Consider the following 24,299-nt stretch of genomic DNA (forward strand, 5'->3'; position numbering starts at 1 on the left):
GAGGGCTCGGGGATCCGCTACCCGTGATCGACCGTCACCGTGCCCCGGCCGAAGGTGATACGCGTCCGCGCCCCGTCCTGCGCCCAGCAAACGGTGACGGTGTCACCGGCCAGCTCCACCCGGTCCACCACCTCGTCCGTCGCCCCGTCCACGTCCTGGTCCGGCAGGGCGGCTTCCGGATCGGCGGTGAGGGAGGCGAGGGCCACCAGGACCGCCGTTCCGGTCACCTCGGCGCCGAGCCGCGGCACGGTCGCCCAGCGTGTGAACGCCGTTCCCCGCGGGGCCCGTACGTCCTCGGGTGCTTCCCACCCGTGCAGTCCCCGCAGCAGCGAACGCACCGGGCCGTCCGGGTCGGTCGCCCAGCCCGTCAGCTCGGCCCGCGCCCCGTCCGGCGCGCCCAGCACGCGGTGCACCCGCAGTTCGTGGCGGCCCCGCGCCACGGTCGCGCTCTCCACCCGCAGCCCCGGGACGGTGGACGGGCCCGCCGGGAACACCGGCAGATGCCAGGAGGCCGCCCAGCCCCAGCCGTCACCGTGCCCGGACCCCAGCGGACGGATACGCCGCCGGGCACTGCGCGCCCCGCCGACCGTCACCGACAGATGGTTGTCCGCCGTGTTCTCCGCCGAGGTCGGCCCGGTCACGGTGGAGTACGCCAGGCGCGCGTAGTGCGGGTCCTCGTCGGCCGCCGACTCGCCTTCGTCCGGGCGGACATGGTCGCTGCCGTGGTTGTGCAACCGCACCACGCCGTCCGCCCCCGTCGACTGCACCAGAAAGCCCGCCGCCGGAACGGACAGCACCCGGTCTGGACCCTCGCTCGGAGCCGCCGCCTCCGGCGACGCCCACAAAGGATGCTCGGCCGGGGCCAGGAGAGCCACGAAGGCCTTCGACGCCCAATAAGGGGACGCGGGACCGGAATAGGTCTGCAGCGTCGCCGCGTGCGGACCGTGCCAGCCGAGGCTCAGCAGCCCGTCGTTCCCGACCGCGCCGCGCTCCAGAAAGTACCGCAGCGAGCCGCTGATCACGCGCCGGGAAGCTCCCGGGGTGAGCGGCGTATGCCCGGTCACCGCGCCCAGGCCCACCCCCGCGCTCGCCGCGAAGCGGTAGGTCAGCGAGCGGCCGAAGTGCAGCGGGGCCCCGTCGCCGCCGAACATCAGCGAGAAGCTCTCCAGATGCTCGCGCAGCCGCGCCCCGTGGAGCACCGACTCCTTTTCGTCGCCCGCCAGATGGGCGTCCAGCAGCGGATACAGGTGCAGCGCCCAGCCGTTGTAGTGGTCGAAGGCGCGCCCGTCCCCGTCGGCGTACCACCCGTCGCCCCGGTACCAGTGGTCCAGCAGCTCCAATGCCCGTTCCCGGGCGCGAACCGTCTCCGCGTCACCCCGGCCCACCGACTCCAGGAACCCGGCGACGGTGTACGGGAAGAGGTACCAGTTGTTGCCCGCCGGAACATGCCGCAGCGCGCCCCGCAGCCACTGCTCCGCCCGGTCCTGTACGTCGGATGCCAGCCGGTCCCAGAGCCAGGGCCGGGTGAGCCGCAGGCCGAGGGCCACGGAGGCGGATTCCACCATGGGCTGTCCCTGCACATGGTGGTCGAGGATCAGCGGCCAGGACTCCGCGTCGTCCCGGCCCGGCGTCCGCGTACCGGCGCCGAGCCCGTCCGCGTACCGTTCCAGCAGACCGTTCGGGTCCTTGCCGCCCGCCCCGGCGACCCGGAAACCGGCCGCCAGGAACGTACGCGCGTATCCCTCCAGGCCGTCGGAGCGGACCCCCGAGTGCGACGGGGGCCCGGGCAGGTCGAGCCGGGCGCCGCCCGGCGTGGCCCACTTCCAGGCGGCTTCCAGCATGGCGTCGGCGGCCGCCTCCCAGTGGGCGCGGGTGTATCCGGTGTACGGGCTCGACGCGCGGTCCTCCGGAGGGAGTCCGAAAAGGTCACCAGCGGAGGCGTTCATGCGTGAATCCTGATCGACCGATCAAGGAGGGTCAATGCAGCGATCAAGGGCGGTCTCAATCGATCAAACGATCAGTGCCGGGATCGGGCTCGGTATGGGGTCCGGATCAAGGAAGCAGTAGCCAGTCCGTTCCCACGGCGGCCAGCAGTCCCGCTCCCAGCAGCCAGCTGGCCAGCCGGGTGCGGCCGTTCCTGCTCAGCTCGATCATCACGCCGCACAGGATGAGCGCGAGCCCGTAGACGCCGACGACGAGCACCGAGGAACGGCTCGCGATGCGCAGCGCAAGCACGACGGCCATCGCGGCCATGCCCAGCGCGGAGAGCACGATCCGCAGGTGCCGGGCCTGGCGCGGGGTGAGTCTCTTCCCGCTCCGACCCTCCGGTGCGTCGCGCCCCTCGTCCTCCGCATCCGTATCCGCCGCCTCGGCCTCTGCGGCGGTGTCGGTCTCGGCTATCGGGGCGTCGGCGTCCCGGCGCTGGTCCTGGTCCCGGTCCTGGTCCTGGTCAGAAGTGCTCATGGAGCCGGATCGTAGTAGTTGTACGGGCCCCGGGTTCGCGGACCCGGATCTTCCGGTCGCCTGTCCGGTCCCGGCATCGGCCTTCGCTCTATCCGCGCAGGCGGGGCGCCTCGGCAGCCGCTTCCACCGTCGGGCCCGACTCCACCCTGGCCGCCAACTCCCGCGCCCAGTCGGACAGCGCGGCGACATCGATCCCGTACGGCCCGGCCTCGGCGAACGGGGTGAGAGCCCCCGCGCCCCGGCGCAGCAGCCGCGCCCCGCCGGCGGTGTTGCCCCGCGCGGAGTGGGTCAGTCCCACCGCGAGCTGGGCCAGCCCCCGCCAGAGCTCGCGTTCGTCATCCGGCCCCGACTTCCAGGCGTCCTCGAAGACCTCGTGCGCATGGAACGGCATCCCCGCGTCCAGCAGCCGCTGCGCCTCCGCCAGCGTCTCCGCAGGCGTGCGGACGACCCCCTCCGGCTGTCGTTCGACGCCCGGCGCCCCGTACGGCAAGGGGCGGCCCAGTCCGTCACGGGGGCGCGCGTTGCGCGCCCGTCCCTCGGCATCACGGTCTCTGCGCGTCTCGTTCACTACTCGATTGTGCCCCGTACCTGCGGGGAATCGTGCGAACCCTGTCGGCGAGCACCCGCGCACGACTAGGCTCGACCGTCGAGAAGACTGCCTCTGTGGGAAGGGTGGGCATGAAGCCGTCCCGGCCGTTGTACGAGCGTGAACCGGAACTCGCCGCCGCTGCCGAGGCGGTGGACGCCCTGTGCGGGGCGCAGGCCGTCGGTGGACTCCTGGTCTTCAGCGGAGAGGCGGGGCTCGGCAAGACGGCGCTGCTCGCCGAGATCCAGGCGATGGCGGCCGACCGCTGCACCGTGTGGTCCGCCCGGGGAGGCGAGACCGTCACCTCCGTACCGTTCCATGTCGTACGGCAGTTGCTGCAGCCCGCCTTCGACCGGTTCCCGCCCGACGAGACCCGGGCCCTGTTCGGCGACTGGTACGAGACCACCGCCCCGGCCCTCGGTCTCGCCGAGCCGAGCGGCCCGCAGCCCGATCCGCAGGGTGTGCGCGACGGCCTGGACTTCGTCGTCGGCCGGCTCGCTTCCCGGCTCAGCCACCGGCCGTTGCTCCTCATCGTGGACGACGCCCACTGGGCGGACGGCGAATCCCTCGCCTGGCTGGCCTCGTTCACCGCCCGCCTCGGCGAACTGCCCGTCCTGGTGGTGCAGGCCCACCGCCCGCAGGAGCTGGCCGAGCGCGACGCCAACTACATCGCCGACCGGGAGGCCGAACGAGGCGGCAGCCACGGCACCGTGACCCGGGTAGCCCTGCGGGCCCTGACCCCGGACGCCACCGCCGTACTGGTCCGCGCGGGCCTCGGCGAGCATGCCGACGACCCGTTCTGCCGCGAGGTGTGGGCCGTCACCGGAGGCAATCCGTACGAGGCGGTCGAGCTGGTCGCCAAGGTCCAGGACCGCGAACTGCCGCCGGTGGAGGAATCGGCGGGCGAACTGCGCGAACTTGGCGCGTCCGCACGGGGCAGCGGGCTCGTCGCCCGGCTGGAGCGGCTCGGCACGAACGCCAACCGGTTCGCCTGGGCTGCCGCGGTCCTCGGCACCGACATCTCCCAGGAACTGGCCGCCACCCTCGCCGGAATGAGTTCGGCGGAGGCCGCCGACTGCACGGCCCGGCTGCGCGACGCCCGTATCGTCAGCGGCTTCGACCCGCTGGAGTTCGTCCACCCGCTGATCGCGACCGCCGTCTACCGCTCGATCCCGCCGGCCACCCGCACCGCCATGCACGGGCGCGCCGCCTGGGCGATCACCCGTGCCGGCCTCGGTGCCGCCGCGGCCTCCCGGCACCTGCTGGAGGTCCACCCGGACGACGACCAGGAACTGGTCGCGCAGCTGCGGGAAGCCGCCGGCCAGCATCTCGCCGTCGGTGCGCCCGAAGCCGCCCGGCGCTGCCTGGAACGGGCCCTGGAGGAGCCGCCGCGCCCCAAGGACCGGGCCATCCTGCTGTACGAGCTGGGCTGCGCGACGCTGCTGAGTTCCCCGCCCACCACGGTCCAGCACCTGCGCGCCGCGCTCGACATGCCGGGGCTCGACGACGGGCTGCGGGTCGACGCCACGTTCCGGCTCGCCGCCGCCCTCGCCCACAACAACCAGCTCAAGGACGCGGCGCTGTCGCTGGCCGCCGAGGCCGCGCGCACCGCGCCCGGCCCGGGGCTGATGCGTCTGCAGGCGGCGCACTTCATGTGGGAGGGCATGCAGGCCGCGGAGGACGACGGACCGGCCCGCTCCCGTCGGCTCACCCGCAACGCCGACCACCTCAAGGGCCGTGACAACGCGGAGCGCGCCCTGCTCACGCTGCGGGCCTTCGACGCCATGTTGCGCGGGGAGAACGCCCAGCTCATCGTCGACCTCTGCGAACGCGCCCTGGTCGACGGCAGCCCCGCCCGAGGACTCGGCTGGACCGACTCCGAGTGGGGCTTCGAGCTGCCCACCATGGTCGGTATCACCTACACCTTCGTCGACCAGCTGGACCGTGCCGAGAGCCTCTTCGGCGAAGCGGTCCGGGCCTTCGAGATCTCCGGCTGGAGCGGCGCCCATCTGGCGTTCGCCCACACCCTGCTCGGCATGGTCCACCGGCGTCGCGGCCGTCTCGCCGAGGCGGAGGGCTTCCTGCGCGAAGGACTCCGCCTCGCCGACCGTGTCGGCTCCGGACTGCCCGTGCACTGGGACGCGGCCTGCCTGCTCATCGACACCCTGCTGGCCCGCGGCCGCACCGACGAGGCCCGCAAGATCGCCGACCGGTACGACTTCGGCCCGCCCTACCCCAGCGCCATGGTGCTGCCCGACGGACCGTGTGTGCGGGGCCGCCTGCTGCTGGCCGAGGGCCGCAAGGAGGAGGCGATCGCCGAGCTGGAAGCGGCGGGTGCCGCTCTGGAGTCACGCGAACGCTTCAACGGCATCTGGGCTCCGTGGGCCGGTGACCTGGCACGCGCCCTGGCCGAGGACGACCCGGCCCGGGCGGCGCACCTCGCCGCCCGGAACCGCGTCCACGCCGAACGCTTCGGCACGCCCACCGCCCTCGGCGAGGCCCTGCGCTGCGTCGCCCTCTTCGCACCTCCGGAGCGCTCCGCACAACTGCTCGCCGAGGCCGTGGGCCACCTGGAGAAGTCCTCCTCCGCCTACGAGCACGCCCTGGCCCGGGTCGACTACGGCATCGCGATCGGATCGCACCGGGAGCTGGCCCGCGCCCAGAAGCAGGCCATGGCCTGTGGGTCCGAAGGGCTGGCCGCCCGCGCCCAACAGGCACGTGCGTCGATACGGTCCTCGGAGTGAGGTAATGTTTGTCCTGCGCGACCACCGGGAGCAACCGGCGGGAAACGCAGCGGGACGTGGCGCAGCTTGGTAGCGCACTTGACTGGGGGTCAAGGGGTCGCAGGTTCAAATCCTGTCGTCCCGACTGGAGACAGTCGCAGATCAGGGGCCGGTTTCGGGGAAATCCGAAACCGGCCCCTGATCATTTTTGGGGACCAGTTGGGGACCAACTGGAGGTCCGACGTCCTTGACCGTGTCAACGGGTCATGACGACGGGGCCCGGCAGCGAGGGTGGTGCGCGCAGCACGTTGAAGTGGGCGGAGAGCGCCGCCCCGGCGGCCGTGATCTTGTGGACGTCCGGGTGCAGGTAGCGCTGGGTGGTGGTTGGTGAACCGTGGCCGGCGATCCTGCGGAGGACGTGTACTTGGACCCCGGCGTCGGCGAACCAGGTGAGTGCGGTGTGCCGGAGGTCGTGGTGGCGCAGATGCTCGTAGCCGAGCTTGGTGGCCACGTTGTCCCAGTGGGTGGCGTCGCGCAGGACGGCGGTGGAGGTACGTTCGCCGGGCGGGCCTGTGAACAGGTGGGCGTCCGGCTGGGGGTCGGCGGACAGGATGCGCTGGGCGACGAGAGGGCGGATCTCCTCGACGATGGGAACTCTGCGGGCTCGCGTGCCCTTGGTGCCCTTGTCGGTCAGCCCGCCGGGGGCGGGTGTGGTCTGACGGCGCACGGTCCAGATCCACTGGGTGGTGTCGATGTCTCCGATGCGGCAGCCGGAGATCTCGCCGATCCGTGCGGCGGTGCACGCGGCGAAGGCGACCACGTCTCCCCAGCCGCGGTACTGGTCGTGGGAGGCGGCCACGAGTGGGTCGGCCAGTGCGATGAGTGTTTCCCAGTCGGGCAGGGTGAGTGCGCGGGGGTCGAGGAGTTCGTCCTCGGCCTGCTTGTAGAGCTTCTGCCAGCCGGTCACCCGGGCGGGGTTCACTTTGATGATGCCGTCGCGGACTGCCTGCTCCATGACGCGGACCAGGACGGCGATGGTGTTCTTGACCGTTGAGCGGCTGAGCTCGTCGGCGATCCAGTTCTGCACGGTGCGGTCGACAGCACCGCTGGTGATCATCCGGACCGCGAGGTGGCCCAGGGCGGGCACGACGCGCATCCGCCAGCCTGACAGGTAGAGGTCGAGTGTTTTCAACTCCAGGCCGTGCAGGGCGAGGTCCATGTGCGCGTCGCCGTACTCGGCGAGCTTCATGGTGGCGAGCGACGGGGACAGCCCTGCCTCAGCCGCTTCGATGATGGACTGGAGCCACTCCTGCGCTTCGTCCTCGTCCGCCTTTCCTTCCGACAGGGACAGGGCCGCTTCGTAGCGGGGTCGAACCAGCGGACCCGGGGGCGGTAGGGGTGGGGACGATCAGGCCGGTACTCGATGTCCGTCGTGAGTCGGACACCGGTCGGCACAACGGCCTTCTCGGCCATCATGCGTCTCGGCGCGGGACGGTCCGGCGGCTGTGCAGCCATCCCCCAACGTCGACCGCGCTGTACATGACGACGCGGTCCGACACGGCGACGAACGGCGGGCCCTGGGGCGGCCGAGCGGTGCGCCAACGGCGCAGAGTCGAGGTGTCTGCACGCAGGCAGCCGGCGAGGTCGCGCGTCGACAACCAGGCGTTGGCCAGGAGAGACGACCGGCTGTCCTCTTGGACGAAAGGGGCACCATCCTCATTCTTCGTGTGCGTCTGACGGTCTGTGGAGGCTGCTATCGGTGCGATGGGCAAGGGCGTTGGATCTCCGGGGGTATGGGGAGCACCAGAGGGATACAGTGGAAAGCGGTCGGCGACAAGCGACGCGGCCCGCAGGTGGAGAACCGTGGGGTTCTGCATGCACAGAAACGGTGAGTCTCTTCTGTTGGAACTGACCCGCAGTGGTGCTCGGGGCAAACGGTAGACAACAATCGTCTGCAGAAGCGCCGGTTTGGCTAACCGGCGATGTTCGGCTATGTTGCCCTCATTTGCGACGCGGCGAGCATCACGTACTGTGTCGATGAGTGTTTCTCCGTGACGCATCATGTGGAGTGCGTCGCCATTCCGGAACCCGCCGCAAAGGGCGCCTGACCTGCAGGTTTGGGTCGTGTGCGCTATGTGCATTGTGGGCGTTACGGGCGATATCTTGACGCTGAAATGGCGCTCTCCGAGGCATCTTGACGCTCGTTCGGATGGGCCATCAGGTGCATCCCGTCGCTGGTCAGGCGGGCTCCTGACTGTACGGGTGCGGCAAAGTGCCGGGAATTTCGTGGTGCTGAGCGGTCCCGCCCAGTCACCTGCGCAGAGTTCCAGCAAGTTCTTCGGGTGCTGGTGGTACATGCCTCGCATGACTGCTGACCAGCGGAAACGGCTACGATTCGGCTAAGCTGCAACCGGCTGGTCCGTGTATGGCCCGGATCTTGGTCGGCAGGGAGTGGACCCCTGACCGGCGGCCCGGAGGCAATGAGCCGGCACACAAATGAGGGGCGGGCCGACAGATCTCCACGGAGCACGCCCCGACCCAACGCGCTACGAGAGAGGAAATCGCCAGGGCTTGGACCGCGGAGCGGGTAACCCACCAGCTGAAGAACTTCCACGCTGTCACGATCGGCCACGAGGCGTGCGGCTGCATCTCTCCCCCCCCCCCACACTGACTGAGCCCGGCCAGCCGCAGGCTGCGACCCAGCTGCACTAATTAGGCTGCTCCGCTTCACCGCGATCGGACGCAGCCAGTCCGATCGGGGAAAAGAGGGCGCGCGGCCGCTCTGCTCAGCCCGACACGTCTTCCTAGGCGCAGCACGGCCAGATCCCCGCTCGCCTCGCCGCCGTCAGCGAGCATCGCCGCGAGGTCGGCCGCGATCCGGCCCGGGTCATGGCCGGTGCCGCGTGGCCGGAGGGGTCTCAACGCGGTGGCGTCCGCGCTGGTCAGCCCGGTGGCATCGGTGAGATCGGCCAGTAGTCGTGCACCGGCGTGCCCCCCCGGCATACACCGTCAGCGGAGACGCGGAGCTTGGGACGCGAACCAATACCCTGCACGCAGAAAGTGTCTTGCACATGGACCGACAGAACCCCTCGACAAGGTTCATCGTCCCAGCTCAGAAGGCACTTCCGCGTTCCCGGCCCAGCAACCGGTCTCGCGCCAAGTGAACCGGCGAGGCCGTAGGGTCGGCGTGGTCGCCGACCAGCTTGAGCTCGCCACCGTGGTCGAAGCGCGTCGTTCGCGCCTTTGGATCATGGGGTGGCCCGTGTTGCTTGACTTGGCTCGTAGGACGCGTGTCGTGGCGTGAGCGTTGCAGCGAGGAGTTGAAGCAGCGCGAACCCAGCTCCGACCGTGCAGACCCCCGCCCATCCCCATCCCCATCCGCTGGCAGCGATGACCGCAGCGGAGCCGAGGGCTCCTCCCGCGAAGTATGCGGTCATGTATGCCGAGGTGATGCGTGAACGCGCGTCGCCGGGGAGCGCGTAAATCTGGCTTTGGTTCGTGATATGCATCCCCTGGATGGCGGCATCAAGGAAAACAATACCGAGCACGAGCGCTACGAGGTTGAATCCTCCGAAGGCAAGGGCTGCCCAAGACACGAGCATCACAATTGCCGTACCCCAGGTGGTAACTTGTGTGCGCCCAGCGTCTGCGAGTTTGCCCGCGAATCGTGCACCCACTGCCCCAGCTGCACCGATGACGCCGAACAGCCCGATGACGCTTTCGGAGTAGCTGTATGGCTCCCCGGAAAGCAGGCCAGTGAGAGCCGTCCACAGAATGCTGAATTGAGCGAATGCGATCGCGCCGAAGAGCATGCGGATCCGCAACACCTTCTGCTGGCGGACGAGTCCGAACACAGAGCCCAGCAGGTGAAAGTAGTTCCTGGTCGTACCGACGGATTGCTCCGAAGGGAGCCGACGAGCAAGCGCGACAGCAACGCCAAGCATGCTGGCCGCCGCCGCGACGTACACCGCGCGCCAGCCTGCGAGATCGGCGATGAAGCCGGCTGCGGTTCGTGCAAGCAGGATTCCGATGAGGAGACCGCTCATGACGCTTCCGATGACCCTGCCCCGTTGGGCGGGGGCCGTGAGCGAGGCGGCAAGTGCGACAAGTAGCTGGGCTACCACGGCCATCGCGCCAACCACTGGCGCGAGCCACAGCAGCCAGCCGCCGGTTGGTGCGAGGGCCGTGAGCCCGAGTGCCAGCGCGGAGAGGACGCTGAGACCAACGATGAGCCGCCGACGGTTGAGCATGTCTCCGAGCGGGAGGATCAGGAACAGACTGGCGGCGAACCCGAGTTGGGTGAGTGTCACGATCAATGGGGTCACCGAGGCAGGGATGCCGAGATCGCGACCAATCGCTTTGAGCAGAGGCTGACTGTAATAGGCGACGGCGACAGCAGTGGCGGTAGCGATAGCGAGCAGAGCGACGGTCGACCGAGGCAACGGCTGTGCTGAGCCGGTCACTGGCGCATGTCCCGAACTTCTCATAGCTTCAACTCTGCGTGCACGCACGCCACGTGTCGAAGACCCATCGTGAACGAGGCTGATACCTTGAAGGTATGCAGATCGAGTTGCGGTGGCTGCGCTACGTCGTGGCCGTAGTGGATGAGGGCGGCATGCAACGAGCCGCTGCTGCACTCCACATGACGCAACCTCCACTCAGCCGACAGATTCGCGAGCTTGAGCGGCGACTTGGGACCCCCCTCTTCACTCGACGACCCCTGTCCCTCACCCCGGCGGGTGCAGTATTCGTGGCGCATGCGCGGGAAGTGCTCTCATCGGTCGACGAGCTTGTCGTGGCGACGCGCGCTACATCCACAGGAGAGGTAGGCGAACTCGCAGTCGGCTACATCTTGTCCGGGGCGTACGACACCATCCCGCGACTGCGCGAGGCAGCAGAGGCCGCGTTTTCCGGAATGCGACACGATTTCAGGGAACTCTGGCCCGCCCAGCTCGATGCTGACCTGCTGAACGGCGAGCTTGACCTTGTGATCGCACACACCATGCCTGCCCGATCGGAATTCCGTCGCGAAGCACTACGCACCGACCCGTTGGTCGCTGTCACGCGCCCCTCTAATGCCGCGACTTCAAGCGGGGGCCCCGTGATGCTGGGCGAAGCATTCGACAGGCAGACGTTCGTCTTTTACGACCCGAAGTATGCGCCCGAACACTACGCGCTGCTCGCCAAGGCTCTTGACGCTGGCGGCGGATCACATCATGTACGTCTCGATATGACGCCAGGACTACGCAACATCGCCTTACCCGACGACTACAGCTTCACGCTGATCCCTGAGTCCATGGCCCCGTTCCTTCCCCGAACCGTCCGCGAGGTTCCGCTCGACACGAGTAATCTCCCCGCACTGGACGTTGAACTCGTGTGGCACCGAGAACGCGAATCCCCAGTCCTCTTGAAATTCCTCACGATTGCCCGCGAGGTGAGCGCCGACCACGGGTGGCTCCCCGCTCCGCGCCCCTGACTCACCACTGATCCTTTTCCATTCTCCCGCGTGAGATGGCCAGTTGGACTGACAGACGGACGAAAACCCCTGGTAGATGGGTTATCGATCAAGAGAACCGTCTCCACCAGGGGCTTCGCATGCTTGTCCACCCCGTCCGGCGTCGACGTGTCCAGCACTGCCCTGCGCTTCCTCGCCGCCCGTCTGAAGGAACGCCGGCGCACTCTCGGGACCCGGTGGCGGCGCCTGAGCGCGGGCCGACAGGCCCTGCTCGCTCTCGCCCACCTCCGCAACGGCCAGCCCTACGCCCAGCTCGCGGCCGGTTTCGGGATCGGTACCACCACTGTCTACCGGTACATCACCGAGGCCATCGAACTCCTGGCCGCCCTCGCCCCCACGCTCGCCGAAGCAGTAAGGGCCGCGTCGATGAAGGCGTACCTCATCCTGGACGGGACACTTCTGCCGATCGACCGGATCGCCACCGACCGGCCCTTCTTCTCGGGCAAATACCGAAAGCACGGCATGAACGTGCAGGTCATAGCCGATCCGAGGGGCCGACTGCTGTGGGCTTCACCGGCCCTGGCCGGAGCGGTCCACGATGTACGGGCCGCACGCGAGCACGGCATCATCGACACTCTCGCCCAGGCTGGCATCACCTGCTGGGCAGACAAGGGCTACCGGGGCGCAGGCGGGACGGTGCGTCACCCTTTCCGAGGCCGCTGGGAGAAGTTGTCCACTGGCCGGCAGGCCGTCAATCGGTCCCAGGCCAAGATTTGGGCACTGGTCGAACAAGCCATCGCCACCCTCAAGTCCTGGCGGCTCCTCCGCAAACTCCGCTGTTCAACGACCCGGATCACGAACATCGTCCAAGCCGTCCTCACCCTCCAACTGGCCGGCTCAGGCTGAGGCAGTCACCGAACTCATATGATCTCGCGGTGAGGACCTGGACGGAGCACCCTGCCAAGGCGGACGTCGAAGCTGTCGTTCGCCGCTACTTCAGCCTGCTCCGAGCCGGAAGGTTCCCTGAGGCCGAACAGCTCATCGACCACAGCCCGGTCCGTCATGTGCTCAAGTCGCTGTGGACCGGGTCCGTCGAAGCAGGCACCGATGGGGACGAGGCGAGCAGAAGCCCTGCTGCCGACGAGTTGGAGCAGGATCTGTCCTGGCTCGGCGAACTCAATCTCGCAGACTTCCACTGGGGCGACACCGGCAGCCATTTCTACGTTGAGATCACCTACCGCGCACAGATAATCGAGGTGGCATTGAGCTTCTGGGTCAAGCCTGTCGACGCCAGCTGGGTCATCGCGGGACCGGGCACGCTCTGGTAGGACACACGAAAGAGCAGCACGATCCAGGGGGCAGCGCAATCCACCTGCCGGCGGCCCATCACATGCTGTCGATCAAGATCCCGGCCAGCCCGAGCACTCCACCCCGGCCCACGCCAGCCCCGCGACCTGCAACATCAGGTTGAAAAAGGTCCAGTGACTTTCCGTCCCGTGACGCATTGGACAGCTCGACACATGCATGTGTCCTGACGCCCCACGGCGGGACTCGTGCGGGTGACGGCCTCGACTCCCGCCCGGCGTCGGGGCCGTCGTCATTCGGGCGTCGGATCGGTCGGTCGTGGTTGGGCCCCGGCCGGTTCGGCGCGCCCCGCCGTGCCGCTGGGGGTGGTCGAGACGGTCCGCAGGTGTGGTCTGGACACCGCAGTGGCGGCGGCACGGGAGCTTTGGCGCAAGCCACGTTTCGGTGCACGATCCGGGCAAGGTCCTGCTGGACGTCGCACTCGCGGCGGCTCTGGGCGGGGACTGCCTCGCCGATGTCGCCGTGCTGCGGTCCGAGCCCGACGTGTTCGGTCCGGTGGCATCCGACCCGACTGTCTATCGGCTCATCGACGCCCTTGCCGCCGCCGGACCGAAGGCGCTGACCGCGATCCGGGCGGCTCGGGCCGAAGTACGGTGCCGGGTCTGGGAACTGGCCGGGACGGGAAGTCCGGCCGCCGACGGCTCGGTGACCGTGGACATCGACGGCGTGCTCGTACTTGCGCACTCCGAGAAGCAGGATGCCACCGCGACCTGGAAGAAAACCTTCGGCCTTCATCCGCTCGTCGCGCTCGTCGACCACGGCCAGGCCGGATCCGGCGAGCCGGTCGCCGCGCTGCTGCGGCCCGGCAGCGCGGGCTCCAACACCGCGAGCGATCACATCGGAACCACCCGACTCGCTCTGGCCCAACTACCCAAGCACCTGCGGCGGGGCTGCAAGACGCTGATCCGCACCGACTCCGCCGGCGGGACCCATGCCTTCCTCGACCGGCTCTCCCGCCGGGGCCGGTGGCTGTCGTACTCCGTCGGAATAACCATCACCGATGCCATTCACCAGGCCGTCCTGAAGATTTTGAAGAAGGCATGGACGTCGGCCTACGACGCCGGCGGCACCGAGCGGCCCGGCGCCCGGGTCGCAGAGATCACCGACATGCCCGACCTCTCTTCCTGGCCGAAGGGAATGCGACTGATCGTTCGCAAGGAAGGTCCGCACCCCGGCGCCCAGTTGCGATTCACCGACCTCGACCGACTGCGGCTTACCTGCTTCGCGACCAACACAAAGCGCGGCCAGCTCGCCGACCTCGAACTGCGTCACCGCCGACGGGCTCGCTGCGAGGGACCGTATCCGAGACGCCCGAGACACCGGCCTGCGCAACCTGCCTCTGCACGACACCGCGCAGAACCGGATCTGGCTGGAGATCGTCTCCCTCGCACTCGACCTCCTCGCCTGGATGCCGATGCTCGCCCTGACCAGCAAACCCCGACGCTGGGAACGCAAGAAGCTCCGCCTGCGGCTGTTCTCAGCCGCCGCCCAGCTGGTCACCACCGGCCGCCGGCTCCGCTTCACCGCCCGATGGCCCTGGACAGACATCATCCCCCACGCAATCCAACGACTCGCAGCCCTGCCGAACCCCGGCTGACCAGCAACTCCGACCGCCCCGACGAACCACAGCAGTATCCCGGAGCCGTGGAACCCCGGCGCCCACGCGACGCGACAGCCGGGCCACCAACCTGCCCCAGCCCCAAATTCCGTACCTCGCAAGCACAGAGCCCCCGTCAGCGAACCGACGAGGACTCATGAACGATCGAGGCTAGGTTCCGCGGTCTCGTGAGCATTTCCGCGTGATCATGAGCAGCGGTGACGTCCGGTAGCGGTCAGTTGGTGGCTGTCGATGATCTTCTGTATGTGCCCGGAGATGCAGCCCAGTGAGCAGCCAGCGGTGGCTCGTTGATGGTGGTTGGCGCAGCCTGATGGGGACGGTGATGCCCGGAACGCTTCAGGGTTTCGGGCATCACCGCCAGCGGCGGGGGCACCGCATGAGTCAGTTGGAGACGTCAGCAGTGGCGGTCAGGGCCGGGGCGTAGGGCTCCAACTGTGAGGGGCCCGTGCCGCGCGCTCTGTCGTCAGCTGATGTAGTAGGAACTGGCCCTGTCGTTCCAGCTGCCGGCCGGGCAGTCGCCTGTTCCTCCTCCCCCGAGGAAGGAGCACTTGTCGATGTACGGGGTGGAGGCTCCGGTGAAGTTCGTCCCCTCGAAGAACTTGATGTCGCACTGGTTCGCGGTCTGGACGGACGTGATGGAGTCGTTCATGTTCAACCCGTTGGGGTACCAGGTGTTGTCGCCGAGGTTGCCGTCGTAGTACTCCGCCGTGTTGGTCTCCGCCGAACAGGCGTGGCTGCCGGTCAGGACCTTGTAGCCACCTCCCCCCTGGAAGTTGTACCAGTTGTAGAGGTAGACCAGATCCAGCTCCGCTGACGCCGACACGTGCTGCTTCAGGGCGGCTTCGCTCTCGAAGCAGGCGGACCGGCCTGTGCTCAGGCTTGTCGAGCAGTACGACCCGGTCGAGGCCGTCGATGCGGGTTCCGTCCCGGGTGAGGCCGAAGCCGGTGTCGCGACCAGCACGGCGCTGATGACGAACAGACTGCCGATGAGCTTTCTCATGGTTTCCCGTCCTTTGGTTGATGCTCCGTGCGAGGAATCTCGCTTCCTTCCTCGCCTGACCGGCGATCGACCACCGGCCGGGGTCGTGCGGGGCAGGGGCGGCGTGCCCCTGCCCCGCACGACCGGAGCTGGGTGGCGATGTCGATGACCTTCTCGCGTGCCGTCACCATGTCGTCATCACCGCGTCACCACCGGCCGTTGAGGGACCATTTTCCGCGCAGGCCATGCTCCGACGGGTTACCTCGGGTGACGGGGGCGATTCGGGGATGGACTTTCGCGTACTGGGCACGCTTGAGGTCCGGACGGGTCAGGAACGGTTACCGGTGCCGGGAGCGCGGCGGCAGCGGGTTCTGGCCGCGTTGCTGCTGGCACCGAACTCGGTGGCGCCGCTGTCCAGGCTCGCGGACATGGCCTGGGCTGACGAGCCGCCCGTGACGGTTGTGAAGCAGTTGCAGAACTCGGTGTCGGCGCTGCGTTCGCCGAGTACGGGCGCATCGACAAGACCATGCACCTGCTGCCCCTGGTCGACCCGGTGGACAACACCTACCGGCGGCTGATGAACCGAAAGCTCACCGTGCAGGAGTCCCGCCACCGGCTCGCCCGCGCGATGCCGGCCCTTGATCATTTTCGGGGGCCGGTCGGGGTCCGGCGTCCTCGGCCGGGCCGGCGGGTCATGGCGAAGAGGCTCGTCAACCACGAGGCGGCCCCCTGTCGCCTCCGGCGTCGCGCCGCTCAGCGCGCTGTGATCGTGATCCGGCTGCACCGGCGAGGTCGCGGGGGCCCCGGGTGTTGTGCCTGACTACGTCAGGACGAGAGGCACGGTGATGGTGAGGTGTTCATCGGCGGTCGGCAGGGCGGGGGCAAGAGCGTTCATACGAGCTGCTAGGTGGCCGATCACCCGGCTGGTCAGCTCTTCGTCCCACTCCGCTGTGCCTTCCGGCGGCAGGCACATCTCCTCCCTGGCAGGCGGGTTGTCACCGAAATAGCGCGCGGTGTCCATGTTGACGACCCAACAGGCCAGTGCGACCTTCACCTGCCCGGGTGCCGCCCACTGCGCCCGTACGTGGGCGCACATGCTGAAGTCGTCCCCGCCGAATGTGACCGTGGTGGCGAAGGGCCTGCCACGGGGGTATTGCCGTACCAGCTTCAGTACTGCCGGTTCCACAACGGCTCGCGCCATAGGTTCCGTATACACCGTCTGCCCCCCGTCGAGCCTGGCTTTCAGCATCCCAGACGGGGCCTGCCGCGAACAGACCGCCAGCCGGTCCCGACTGTCTCCGCTCCAGGGGAACGCCGGTCCTCCGCGGTTCTCCGCCGGCCGCTCTGTTGTGGTGAGGCGGGATCCCGCTAATCTATGCGCATAGATCTTGACGAAGACATGACACTTATCTGTTGCTGTCCTCCGTCAGGCATGGTCATGCCGTCATGCCTTCGCTCCTGTCGGTCCGGCAGGCACTCCTGCGCAGAAGGGACATCACCCATGCTCTTCAGGCTGTCCGTGAGAACCACCGTCGCCGCTCTCGCCGTTACGGGGCTGCTCGTCACCGCCCCCCAGGTGACGGCCGCCCCCCGGGAGTTCGGCGGGGCATCCGCCGGAGCGGCGGCGGACGCCGCCCCGCCACCGTCCTCCGGCGTCACCGTGAAGATGGCGCCCGCGGCCGCCGACGACCTCGGCGCCTCCCGGCAGGCCCTGGTGGACGCCGTATCCGCCGACGTCCTCGCCCGCTCGGGCGACGCCAAGGGACTCTCGGTGAAAGCCGCCGTCGACAAGCTCGTCGACGAGGGCCGCAAAGTCGTCGTCGACGTCCGCACCGCCACGGACGACTGGGCTCGCGGCGTCGCGTACGTCGAGGCGTCCCGCGCGCACCACGGCGATCCGGAGGGGTGGCTCTACATCGCCCACCGCAAGGCCGGGAAATGGCTCGCGGGCCTCGAAGGCGACCGCGAGTTCACCGACCACGTCGCCACGTCCCCGCTGGTCGGCAGGGCGGAGCGGCGCACCATGACGGCGTATGCGCAGCGCAAGGCGACGCCTCAGCCGGAGGAGCCGTCCGCGGGGGTGAGGGCTGCCAACACCAACGGCCTTCTGCTGCCCTGGATGCCCGACTACTACATGACCCTCACCGGCGGCGCGCACTCCCACACCGGCTCGACCGGCTACTGGAGCAGCCTCGACTTCGCCGGCGGCAACGCCGGCGGGCGGGTCCGTTCGTCACGTGAGGGCACCGCGACCTCCATGTGTGGCGCGGGGGGAGGCTGGACCCGGGTCATCCACCCCGGCGGCTTCTCGACGGACTACTACCACATGTTCAACACCACGTACTACAACGGGACGTCCATCGGCCGAAGTGCCCTGCTGGGCACCATCGGTACGGACACGTGCGCCGGCGGGGCCGCGACCGGAGCCCACGTGCACTGGAGCCTGCGCACGTACGACGCCAACTACAACGGCCAGTACACCTGGCTCAGCGGCCGCACCATCGGCGGCTGGCTGTGGTCGAGCGGCGCCAGTCAGTACTCCGGGTGCGCGACCCGTCTGGGCGTCACCGCCTGCCCCGGCACCGCGATCTACAACCGCACCAGCTGACAGCCGCGTTGCCGCTCCGGCCCGGAGCCCCGTGCCCCGGACAACGCCGCACTCCGGGGCGGCGTTGTCCGGGGCCGGAGTCCGGTCTCAGGCGAGCAGCTTCGCCTTCGCCTGTTCGTACTCCTCGGCGTTGATCGCGCCCCTGTCCTTGAGTTCGGCGAGTTTCGCCAGGTCGTTCACGTGGCCGCTGCCGCCCGAGCCGCCCTCCGTTCCGGCGGCCCGGCGTACGTAGTCACGGAACGCGGCCTCGGAGTCCTTGGCCAGCTTCTCGTCGCGCTCGTGCATGCTGCGTCCGCGGACGATGAGGTAGATCAGTACGCCCACATAGGGCAGCAGGATGACGAGGACCAGCCAGCCCGCCTTGGCCCAGCCGTTCAGCGAGTGGTCCCGGAAGAGGTCCGTGACCACCTTGAACAGCAGGAAGAACCACATGACCCACAGGAACAGGTACAGCATGGTCAGGAAGAGGTTCAACAGCGGGTAATCGTCCATGGGCCTACTCCGATCGCACGGATGGTCCCTTATTCATACAACTGGTCCGATTCATCCGCATCCGGCGATCCGCAGAACGTGCGCGGGCGGGGGGCTGATGCCCAGGTCCGGCCGCCAGGCCGCCAGGATCTGAGCCGACGGATCGAACAGCGGGGCCGGCAGCTCCTCGGGCGCGGTCCACCGCCAGGTGCTGATCAGGTGCGGCTCGGTCACCTCGGGGTCCCCGGCGGCGAGCCGTACGACGGCCGCCATACTGATGCGGTTGATGCCGCCGATCACGTCGTGGACCATCGCGATGACCTCAACGGACGCCTCGTCGACCACCAGGCCCGTCTCCTCGCGCAGCTCCCGGGCGGCCGCCGCGGCGATCGACTCGTGCGTCGCGTCGACCTTCCCGCCCGGAAGCTCCCACGTACCGCTGTGATGCCGCCCCAGCAGGACGCGCCCTTGGCCGTCCTCGACGATCACCCCGACTCCCAGGGCCGCCTGGGCCACGGGCGGGCGGGTGTTGCGGGCGGGCTCGGTGACGGGATCGGCCGACATGGTGCTCGTTCTCCGCTCTCCGGGGCGTGGGCGTGTCCGGTGCGCGTCCGGGGACGCGTGCGGACCACCGTAGCGAAACCGCCGGGCCGGGCACGCTCAGACCACCAGGCGCAGCGACCTCTCCGCGATGCCGAGCCGTACGCTCTGACCCCAGGTCAGCTCCAGGGCATCGGCTTCCATCCCGTCGCCGAAGACCACGATCCGGTCCGACTCCACGGTCAGCCGCAGCCCCTGTCCGCGCCCCAGTTCGCCCGCCACCCGCGACGTCCCGGTCGCCGGCGACGGCCAGGCCTCGCGCACGAACCACAGGAGGCGTGCGTCGCACGGCGCGGGCAGCGGCAGCGCGCTGCCGCGCTCCCGCCACAACGAGCGGAGCCAGCCGGTGGCGCCCGTGCCGGTGCCGACCAGCACCCCGGAGGAGGCCTGGGCCTCGCCGGGAGCGCTCTCGCCGTCTTCGCCCAGGCGGTAGCGGGCCGTCTGGTGGCCGGGTGGCCCGAGGTAGATCTCGTTGAGGGCGATGATGCGCTGCGTGTCGTCGGCGACGGCCTCGACCATGGTCAGCTCATCCGCTCTCCCCCCGGCGGCGGTCGCGGCGCGCAGCAGGGCCGCCGCGTCGGCGTGACGGTGGCGTACCAGGACGCCGGGGTTGCGCCCCGGGGCGGTGTCGATGCCCACCACCGGCTGTCCGGACAGGTACTTCGCGGTGTTGGCGACGAGACCGTCCTGACCCACCACGACCACCACGTCCTCCGGCGCGAACAGGAAGCGGTCCAGGTCCGCCCGCTCCACCCGGGTCGAGCGCCAGGTGAGCGGCACCGCCGCCGCCACCTCGCGCAGCGCCTGCCGGGTGTCCTCGTGGCGGCGGGCCACCTCGTCGATCGAGCGGCCCCGGCTGGACAGGAAGAACGCGGCCTGCCCGTGCGTCCCGTGCCGGGCGAGCAGCTCCTCGTACTCCGTCCGCCGGTGGACGAGCACCGCCCGGGGCGCCAGGCTCATGCGCTCGCTCCGCCTTCCGGGCGGCCGAGCTTGGCGAGCAGCCCGGTGAGGACGTCGGGGGAGAGGGTGAGGCTCTCGATGCGCGGCAGGTTCTCCGCGAGGCGGGTCGCCGCCAGCGCGTGCAGCGTGGCCGGATCGACCTCGCCGTGCACCCGCAGCCAGGCGGCCTGCGCCTCGGCCCGGGCCCCGCCCGTCTCGCGCGCCGCCTCGGCCTCCGCCCGGGCCAGGCGCACCTTGCGGGCCGCCTCCGCCTCGGTCCGTACGCCGTCGGCGGCGGCCTTCTCCTCCGCCTCGCGGCGGGCGTTCGTGCCGCGCTGGTCGACCAGCTGCTCCTCGCGCCGGGCCAGTTCGATCTGGCTGGCCAGCTCGTTCTCGGCGATGGCGCGCTCCCGCTCGACAGCCACGGCCCGCCGTTCGTAGGTGGCCCGGTCCGCCTCCTGCTGGATCTGCTCGCGGGCCGGGGTGCGCAGGGCGCGCTCGACCTCGGCCTCGGGGCGGATCGCGACGACGCGTACGGCCACCACGTCGATGCCGGTGGCCGGGAGGCGGGGCTCGGCGGCGAGACCGGTGGCGACCCGTTCGCGTACGGAGGCGACGCCGTCGACCAGGGCGGCGGCCAGCGGGGTGCGGGCCAGGACGTCCAGGGTGTGCTGCTGTGCGGTCTCGGTAAGGAGGGTGGCGATCTGCTCCAGCGGTGCGCCACGCCAGCTGCCGGTGTCCGGGTCGACGGAGAAGTCGAGCCGGTTCGCCGCCTCGGCCGGATCGCTGATCCGGTAGGTGACGGTGGCCTGGACGGTGACGTCCTGGAAGTCGGCCGTACGGGCGTGGAACGCCATGGCGAGCTCCCGGTCGTCGACCGGCACCTCGGACAGCGCCGCCGACAGCGACCGGTACCAGAAGCTGAGCCCCTGCCCGTCGTGGGCCAGATTGCCGCGCTTGTGGTGGCGGATGTGGGCGGTGGGCGCGGAGCGCAGGTGGCGCCAGCCGAAGCGCCGGGTGATGTCGGCCATGATGAGGACCCCCTTGATTTCGTCATGAAGACGATAAAGGGTGGGCCTGATTAGAGTCAAGGTGACTATTAAAGGGATGTGGGGCGGTGGGTGGCCGTGTACCTGGCCGGGATCTCGCCGCCTCCGTGTACGGCGAGGTCGGCGCCGTTGACGTACGAGGAGAGGTCGCATGCCGGCCAGAGGCAGGCCCGCGCCACATGGGCCCGCCTTGGCGGCGGAGTAGGCGGCGGTGCCCGGCTGCGGGGTGTGGGCGGAGACGCTGCCGATATTGATCACGCTCCCGCCGTCCTGCTGCTCCCGCATCGCCAGGTTCGCCGCCTGGGCCGTGTAGAAGGGGGTGAGGAGGTTGAGCGCGACCACCTTTACCGGATCCCGCAGGTCTGCCACCCGGAAACCGGCCTCGCGCCCGCCCGTCGACGGCAGGGCGGCCGGAGTCGAGCGTCCGCGGACCATGCCGCCCGCGCCGCTCGCCAGGAAGGCTCTCGCGATCGTGGCCCCCGGGCCCCTGGTGCCGCCGGTGACGAGCACGGCCCGTCCGGTGAAGTCCATCGTGTGGGGCTGCTCGTCCATGGTCGGACCTCCTGCGTCGAAATCTACCAAGCGCTTGTTTGGTTTGGCGGAGCGGACGGGGGCCGGGTCGTGACAGGGGGCGGATACACGGCCGGCCGGTGACCTTTGCAGAGGTCACCGGCCGGCCGGGCGGTGCGCCGCCCCCGTCCCCACGGTGCGGCGCGGGTGGACCGTCCCCATCCGCTGGGACAGGCGGTCCACGTCTGTCAGGACTCCGGCGCTCCCGCCCTGAGTCCGAGGCCCGGGAGGATCGCCAGCTCCACGAACCGGGTCAGATACGCGGCGTCGGCGTAACGCCCCTCCAGCAGCGGCCGGGCGCGCAGCACGCCGAGCAGCTGGGCCGCCACGAACTCGGCCGCCGGGAGGTCCGCCGCGATCTCGCCGCGCTCCTGGCCCCGCCGGACCATCGCGTCGATCGCCGCGACCTCCGGCAGGATCAGCGCCTCGCGCAGCGCGCACAGCAGCTCCGGGCTCTGCAGCGCGGCATGGCTGAGGGCGTGCATCAGCGGGGTGTCGCTCCCCGACGCTTCGCCGATCGCCCGCGCGGCCTCCATCAGGTCCCCGGCCAGCGTCCCGGTGTCGATCTTCGGGAGCCGCATCCGCCGGGTGCCGTGGAGCGCGGCCACCACCAGCTCCGGCTTGGAGCCCCACTGCCGGTAGAGCGTCGACTTCCCGCACCGGGTGCGCGAGGCGACGCCCTCCATCGTCAGTGATTCGTAACCGCTCTCCCGCAGCAGTTCCAGCACCGCCGTGTAGAGCTCCTGCGCCCGCTCCGGTGTGATCTTCGACCGGGGGGAGGAGAGGGCTGACTCCGGTACGGAATCGGGCGACGGCATGGGCTGTACCTCCAGCGGCGGTGCGGTGAGGTTCTCGATATGCCAGTGTACCGATACGGCCGTGTACCGATACGCCGACGTATCGGTACACTGGCGTATCGATACGGCGTGGATCGACAGGACCCAGCCGTCCCGCTACCGCTTCGCATCCAAGGGGGCACGGGTGAGACTCGCCCGCACCGAGCCCACGGACCAGGAGCCGGACATACGTGCCCGACCGCCCCTCGTCCGCGAGTTCCTTCTCGTGGCCGGACTCTTCCTGGCCTACAAGTTCGGCCGTCAGGCCGCCAACGGCCATGTCGAGGAGGCGTTCCGCAACGCGGGGAGCGTCTGGGACCTCGAACGTGCCCTGCACCTTCCCGGTGAGGGCGCCGTCCAGGGGCTGCTGCTGCACAGCCAGCCCCTGACCCACGCGGCGAACACCTACTACGCCGCCGTGCACTTCCCGGCCACGGCCCTCTTCCTGGTCTGGCTCTACTGGCGCCGCCCCGCCCACTACGTCCGGTCCCGCCGCGTACTCGCCGCGCTCACCGCCGCGGCCCTGGCACTGCACCTGTTGTTCCCGCTGGCCCCGCCCCGGATGCTCCCGGCCGCCGGGCTCGTCGACACCGGCCAGGTCTACGGGCCGACGGTGTACGGGCAGACGCCCGCGACCGACACGATGGCGAACCAGTTCGCCGCGATGCCCTCGCTGCACGTCGGCTGGGCAGTGATGGTCGCGGTCGGGCTGATCGCCGCCACCCGCTCACGGTGGCGCCGGCTGTGGCTGCTGCACCCGGCGCTCACCCTGTTCGTCGTCGTGGGCACGGCGAACCACTACTGGCTCGACGCGATCGTCGTCGTGGCCCTGCTCGCCGTCGCCCTCGCCGCGTTCCGGCTTCCGCTCCCGGCCCGGACCCTCCCGGCGCGGCTGCCGGAGCCGGGCGCGTGGGGAAGCGGTGACGGGGTTCCGGTGCCCGTGTACGCGAGTGGCGTGCGGTCTGCGATCTCCGAGGTGCCTGTGGCCTCCGGGACGTACGCGGGCGGCGCGCGATGAACGCCACGCTGCTCGCCGTCGCGCTCTCCCTCGTCTCCGCCGGCGCCTACGCGGCCGCCGCCGTCGCCCAGTCCCGGCTCGCCGGGCGTACCGAGCCCGGCACCGGGGTCCTGCGGATGCTGGGCCGGGGTGCATGGTGGTCGGCGGTCGGCCTCAACGCCGCGGGCGCGTTGCTGCACGTCGCCGCGCTCAACTACGGCCCGCTCACCCTGGTCCAGCCCCTGGGTGCGCTCACCCTCGTCGTCGCCGTCCCGCTCGGGGCGCGTGCCGCCGGGCGCCGGGTCGGCCCTACCGAGTGGCGGGGCACCGCCCTGACCCTGCTCGGCCTCGGCGCGCTGCTGCTGACCGCGGGAGGCTCCGCCCCGCACGAGACCCTCAGCCTCCCCGAGGCCCTCGGCGTGGGGGCGGCCACCATGGCGGTCGTCGCCGGGCTCAGCCGGCCCGGGGCCCGGCCGGGGCTGCGGCACGCGGCGGCGTCCGGGATCACCTCCGGTGTCGCCTCCGCGCTCACCCAGACCCTCACGGTCGCCGTCACCGACCACTCCGGCGGCCCGCTGTTCAGCTGGCGGCTGCTGACGGTGGCGCTGCTCGTCTCCGCCTTCGCGATGGGCGGCCTGCTGCTGTCCCAGACCGCGTACCGGGGCGGGCTCGGCGCACCGCTCGCCGTGGTCACCCTCGCCAACCCGGTCGCCGCGGCTGCGATCGGCCTGGCCCTGCTCGGTGAGCGTCTCCAGGGCGGGCCGGTCAGCCTGGTGCCCGCTCTGCTCGGTACGGCGGCGGCCGTGCGCGGGGTGGTCCTCCTCAGTCGGGCCCAGGCGCGGAACGCGGACCCGGGTGAGGCGCCTGGGGGGCCCGCGCCCGTGGCTCCGGTGCCCTCGCGGGTCGTCATCGGCAGCCCTCGTCCCGCGGCCGTCCCGGAACCCCTGGCCGTACGCGCGGGGGGCGCGCCGCACCCGTGACGCCGGGCCGCACCGGGCCCGCACGCGGGACGCCCGGGCCGCACCCCTGAACGCTCCGTG

19 protein-coding genes, 1 tRNA gene and 4 pseudogenes are annotated in these 24,299 nt (G+C 70.1%); 10 read left to right on the top strand and 14 right to left on the bottom strand.

The window, feature by feature from the left end:
• Positions 1-17: 17 nt before the first annotated feature.
• From RNL97_RS29145 to RNL97_RS29155, 3 genes are all read right to left on the bottom strand, one after another.
• A complete protein-coding gene (locus RNL97_RS29145; RefSeq protein ID WP_030582236.1) occupies positions 18-1,946 on the bottom strand; it encodes a DUF2264 domain-containing protein in 1,929 nt (642 codons plus the stop codon).
• Positions 1,947-2,052: 106 nt separating this feature from the next.
• Complete coding sequence (locus RNL97_RS29150; protein ID WP_030582233.1) at positions 2,053-2,463, bottom strand: hypothetical protein; 411 nt, start codon at positions 2,461-2,463, stop codon at positions 2,053-2,055.
• 88 nt (positions 2,464-2,551) lie between these two features.
• Entirely contained in the window at positions 2,552-3,031 is a 480-nt protein-coding gene (locus RNL97_RS29155) for a DUF309 domain-containing protein (protein WP_030582229.1), read from the bottom strand.
• A 110-nt stretch (positions 3,032-3,141) separates the two neighbouring features.
• On the opposite strand from RNL97_RS29155, the gene RNL97_RS29160 reads away from it, so the two are divergent.
• Together RNL97_RS29160 and RNL97_RS29165 are read left to right on the top strand one after the other, a co-directional pair.
• Positions 3,142-5,793: an ATP-binding protein gene (locus RNL97_RS29160; protein WP_030582226.1), complete on the top strand. Its 2,652-nt coding sequence runs from the start codon at positions 3,142-3,144 to the stop codon at positions 5,791-5,793.
• Positions 5,794-5,843: 50 nt separating this feature from the next.
• Positions 5,844-5,917 (top strand) — tRNA-Pro (locus tag RNL97_RS29165).
• A 111-nt stretch (positions 5,918-6,028) separates the two neighbouring features.
• On the opposite strand, the gene RNL97_RS29170 is transcribed toward RNL97_RS29165, so the two are convergent.
• The 3 genes and pseudogenes from RNL97_RS29170 to RNL97_RS29180 all read right to left on the bottom strand — a co-directional run bounded on the left by RNL97_RS29170 (position 6,029) and on the right by RNL97_RS29180 (position 10,235).
• Positions 6,029-7,021, bottom strand: coding sequence for a tyrosine-type recombinase/integrase (locus RNL97_RS29170; protein ID WP_313751388.1), 993 nt, complete (start codon positions 7,019-7,021; stop codon positions 6,029-6,031).
• Positions 7,022-8,580: 1,559 nt separating this feature from the next.
• A pseudogene (locus tag RNL97_RS29175) lies at positions 8,581-8,843 on the bottom strand (IS1380 family transposase); the annotation flags it as partial.
• 177 nt (positions 8,844-9,020) lie between these two features.
• Positions 9,021-10,235 (bottom strand): MFS transporter, encoded by a 1,215-nt coding sequence (locus RNL97_RS29180; protein WP_313751389.1) that lies wholly within the window; start codon positions 10,233-10,235, stop codon positions 9,021-9,023.
• Between the two features lie 95 nt (positions 10,236-10,330).
• On the opposite strand from RNL97_RS29180, the gene RNL97_RS29185 reads away from it, so the two are divergent.
• The 4 genes and pseudogenes from RNL97_RS29185 to RNL97_RS29200 all read left to right on the top strand — a co-directional run bounded on the left by RNL97_RS29185 (position 10,331) and on the right by RNL97_RS29200 (position 14,189).
• The gene (locus RNL97_RS29185; RefSeq protein ID WP_313751390.1) at positions 10,331-11,248 is read left to right on the top strand and encodes a LysR family transcriptional regulator; all 918 of its coding nucleotides are present in this window, start codon (positions 10,331-10,333) and stop codon (positions 11,246-11,248) included.
• A gap of 123 nt (positions 11,249-11,371) precedes the next feature.
• Complete coding sequence (locus RNL97_RS29190; RefSeq protein ID WP_313751391.1) at positions 11,372-12,133, top strand: transposase family protein; 762 nt, start codon at positions 11,372-11,374, stop codon at positions 12,131-12,133.
• A 29-nt stretch (positions 12,134-12,162) separates the two neighbouring features.
• Complete coding sequence (locus RNL97_RS29195; RefSeq protein WP_313751392.1) at positions 12,163-12,555, top strand: hypothetical protein; 393 nt, start codon at positions 12,163-12,165, stop codon at positions 12,553-12,555.
• Positions 12,556-12,786: 231 nt separating this feature from the next.
• Positions 12,787-14,189: pseudogene (locus RNL97_RS29200) on the top strand (IS1380 family transposase).
• Positions 14,190-14,673: 484 nt separating this feature from the next.
• Here the strand turns inward: RNL97_RS29200 and RNL97_RS29205 are convergent.
• Complete coding sequence (locus RNL97_RS29205; RefSeq protein WP_313751393.1) at positions 14,674-15,210, bottom strand: hypothetical protein; 537 nt, start codon at positions 15,208-15,210, stop codon at positions 14,674-14,676.
• Positions 15,211-15,673: 463 nt separating this feature from the next.
• Between RNL97_RS29205 and RNL97_RS33140 the strand changes: the two are divergent.
• Positions 15,674-15,820 (top strand): annotated as a pseudogene (locus tag RNL97_RS33140) (Tn3 family transposase); the annotation flags it as partial.
• Between the two features lie 189 nt (positions 15,821-16,009).
• Here the strand turns inward: RNL97_RS33140 and RNL97_RS29215 are convergent.
• On the bottom strand, positions 16,010-16,390 hold the full coding sequence (locus tag RNL97_RS29215; RefSeq protein ID WP_050500085.1) for a hypothetical protein: 381 nt from the start codon (positions 16,388-16,390) through the stop codon (positions 16,010-16,012).
• A gap of 300 nt (positions 16,391-16,690) precedes the next feature.
• Here RNL97_RS29215 and RNL97_RS29220 point away from each other — a divergent pair, with 300 nt between their 5' ends.
• Positions 16,691-17,797 carry a M23 family metallopeptidase gene (locus RNL97_RS29220; protein WP_313751395.1) on the top strand — a complete coding sequence of 369 codons (1,107 nt, stop codon included), beginning with the start codon at positions 16,691-16,693 and terminating at the stop codon, positions 17,795-17,797.
• Positions 17,798-17,884: 87 nt separating this feature from the next.
• Here the strand turns inward: RNL97_RS29220 and RNL97_RS29225 are convergent, their stop codons facing one another.
• The 6 genes and pseudogenes from RNL97_RS29225 to RNL97_RS29250 all read right to left on the bottom strand — a co-directional run bounded on the left by RNL97_RS29225 (position 17,885) and on the right by RNL97_RS29250 (position 22,244).
• Positions 17,885-18,289, bottom strand: a complete 405-nt coding sequence (locus RNL97_RS29225) for an SHOCT domain-containing protein (protein ID WP_030584904.1) — start codon at positions 18,287-18,289, stop codon at positions 17,885-17,887.
• Positions 18,290-18,340: 51 nt separating this feature from the next.
• Positions 18,341-18,832, bottom strand: a complete 492-nt coding sequence (locus RNL97_RS29230) for a nucleotide triphosphate diphosphatase NUDT15 (RefSeq protein ID WP_030584901.1) — start codon at positions 18,830-18,832, stop codon at positions 18,341-18,343.
• A gap of 96 nt (positions 18,833-18,928) precedes the next feature.
• Positions 18,929-19,828 carry an inorganic polyphosphate kinase gene (locus tag RNL97_RS29235; RefSeq protein ID WP_030584899.1) on the bottom strand — a complete coding sequence of 300 codons (900 nt, stop codon included), beginning with the start codon at positions 19,826-19,828 and terminating at the stop codon, positions 18,929-18,931.
• Positions 19,825-20,838 (bottom strand): SPFH domain-containing protein, encoded by a 1,014-nt coding sequence (locus RNL97_RS29240; protein WP_030584896.1) that lies wholly within the window; start codon positions 20,836-20,838, stop codon positions 19,825-19,827. Before RNL97_RS29240 ends, RNL97_RS29235 begins: the two co-directional genes overlap by 4 nt.
• Before the next feature lie 68 nt (positions 20,839-20,906).
• Positions 20,907-21,408: pseudogene (locus tag RNL97_RS29245) on the bottom strand (SDR family NAD(P)-dependent oxidoreductase).
• A gap of 206 nt (positions 21,409-21,614) precedes the next feature.
• A complete protein-coding gene (locus RNL97_RS29250) occupies positions 21,615-22,244 on the bottom strand; it encodes a TetR/AcrR family transcriptional regulator (RefSeq protein WP_030584893.1) in 630 nt (209 codons plus the stop codon).
• A 163-nt stretch (positions 22,245-22,407) separates the two neighbouring features.
• On the opposite strand from RNL97_RS29250, the gene RNL97_RS29255 reads away from it, so the two are divergent.
• Complete coding sequence (locus RNL97_RS29255) at positions 22,408-23,280, top strand: phosphatase PAP2 family protein (protein WP_030584890.1); 873 nt, start codon at positions 22,408-22,410, stop codon at positions 23,278-23,280.
• A complete protein-coding gene (locus RNL97_RS29260; RefSeq protein WP_030584887.1) occupies positions 23,277-24,239 on the top strand; it encodes a DMT family protein in 963 nt (320 codons plus the stop codon). Before RNL97_RS29255 ends, RNL97_RS29260 begins: the two co-directional genes overlap by 4 nt.
• The last annotated feature ends 60 nt before the right edge of the window (positions 24,240-24,299 follow it).

Source organism: Streptomyces parvus (assembly GCF_032121415.1).
In the GTDB taxonomy this organism is placed as follows: domain Bacteria; phylum Actinomycetota; class Actinomycetes; order Streptomycetales; family Streptomycetaceae; genus Streptomyces; species Streptomyces globisporus_A.

Excerpts from the sequence above, each read along its gene's own strand:
- RNL97_RS29225 (WP_030584904.1), bottom strand. The coding sequence starts at position 18,289 with ATGGACGATTACCCGCTGTTGAACCTCTTCCTGACCATGCTGTACCTG.
- RNL97_RS29220 (WP_313751395.1), top strand. The coding sequence starts at position 16,691 with ATGCTCTTCAGGCTGTCCGTGAGAACCACCGTCGCCGCTCTCGCCGTT.
- RNL97_RS29205 (WP_313751393.1), bottom strand. The coding sequence starts at position 15,210 with ATGAGAAAGCTCATCGGCAGTCTGTTCGTCATCAGCGCCGTGCTGGTC.
- RNL97_RS29215 (WP_050500085.1), bottom strand. The coding sequence starts at position 16,390 with ATGGCGCGAGCCGTTGTGGAACCGGCAGTACTGAAGCTGGTACGGCAA.
- RNL97_RS29250 (WP_030584893.1), bottom strand. The coding sequence starts at position 22,244 with ATGCCGTCGCCCGATTCCGTACCGGAGTCAGCCCTCTCCTCCCCCCGG.
- RNL97_RS29230 (WP_030584901.1), bottom strand. The coding sequence starts at position 18,832 with ATGTCGGCCGATCCCGTCACCGAGCCCGCCCGCAACACCCGCCCGCCC.
- RNL97_RS29150 (WP_030582233.1), bottom strand. The coding sequence starts at position 2,463 with ATGAGCACTTCTGACCAGGACCAGGACCGGGACCAGGACCAGCGCCGG.
- RNL97_RS29160 (WP_030582226.1), top strand. The coding sequence starts at position 3,142 with ATGAAGCCGTCCCGGCCGTTGTACGAGCGTGAACCGGAACTCGCCGCC.
- RNL97_RS29145 (WP_030582236.1), bottom strand. The coding sequence starts at position 1,946 with ATGAACGCCTCCGCTGGTGACCTTTTCGGACTCCCTCCGGAGGACCGC.
- RNL97_RS29240 (WP_030584896.1), bottom strand. The coding sequence starts at position 20,838 with ATGGCCGACATCACCCGGCGCTTCGGCTGGCGCCACCTGCGCTCCGCG.
- RNL97_RS29185 (WP_313751390.1), top strand. The coding sequence starts at position 10,331 with ATGCAGATCGAGTTGCGGTGGCTGCGCTACGTCGTGGCCGTAGTGGAT.
- RNL97_RS29235 (WP_030584899.1), bottom strand. The coding sequence starts at position 19,828 with ATGAGCCTGGCGCCCCGGGCGGTGCTCGTCCACCGGCGGACGGAGTAC.
- RNL97_RS29170 (WP_313751388.1), bottom strand. The coding sequence starts at position 7,021 with ATGAAGCTCGCCGAGTACGGCGACGCGCACATGGACCTCGCCCTGCAC.
- RNL97_RS29260 (WP_030584887.1), top strand. The coding sequence starts at position 23,277 with ATGAACGCCACGCTGCTCGCCGTCGCGCTCTCCCTCGTCTCCGCCGGC.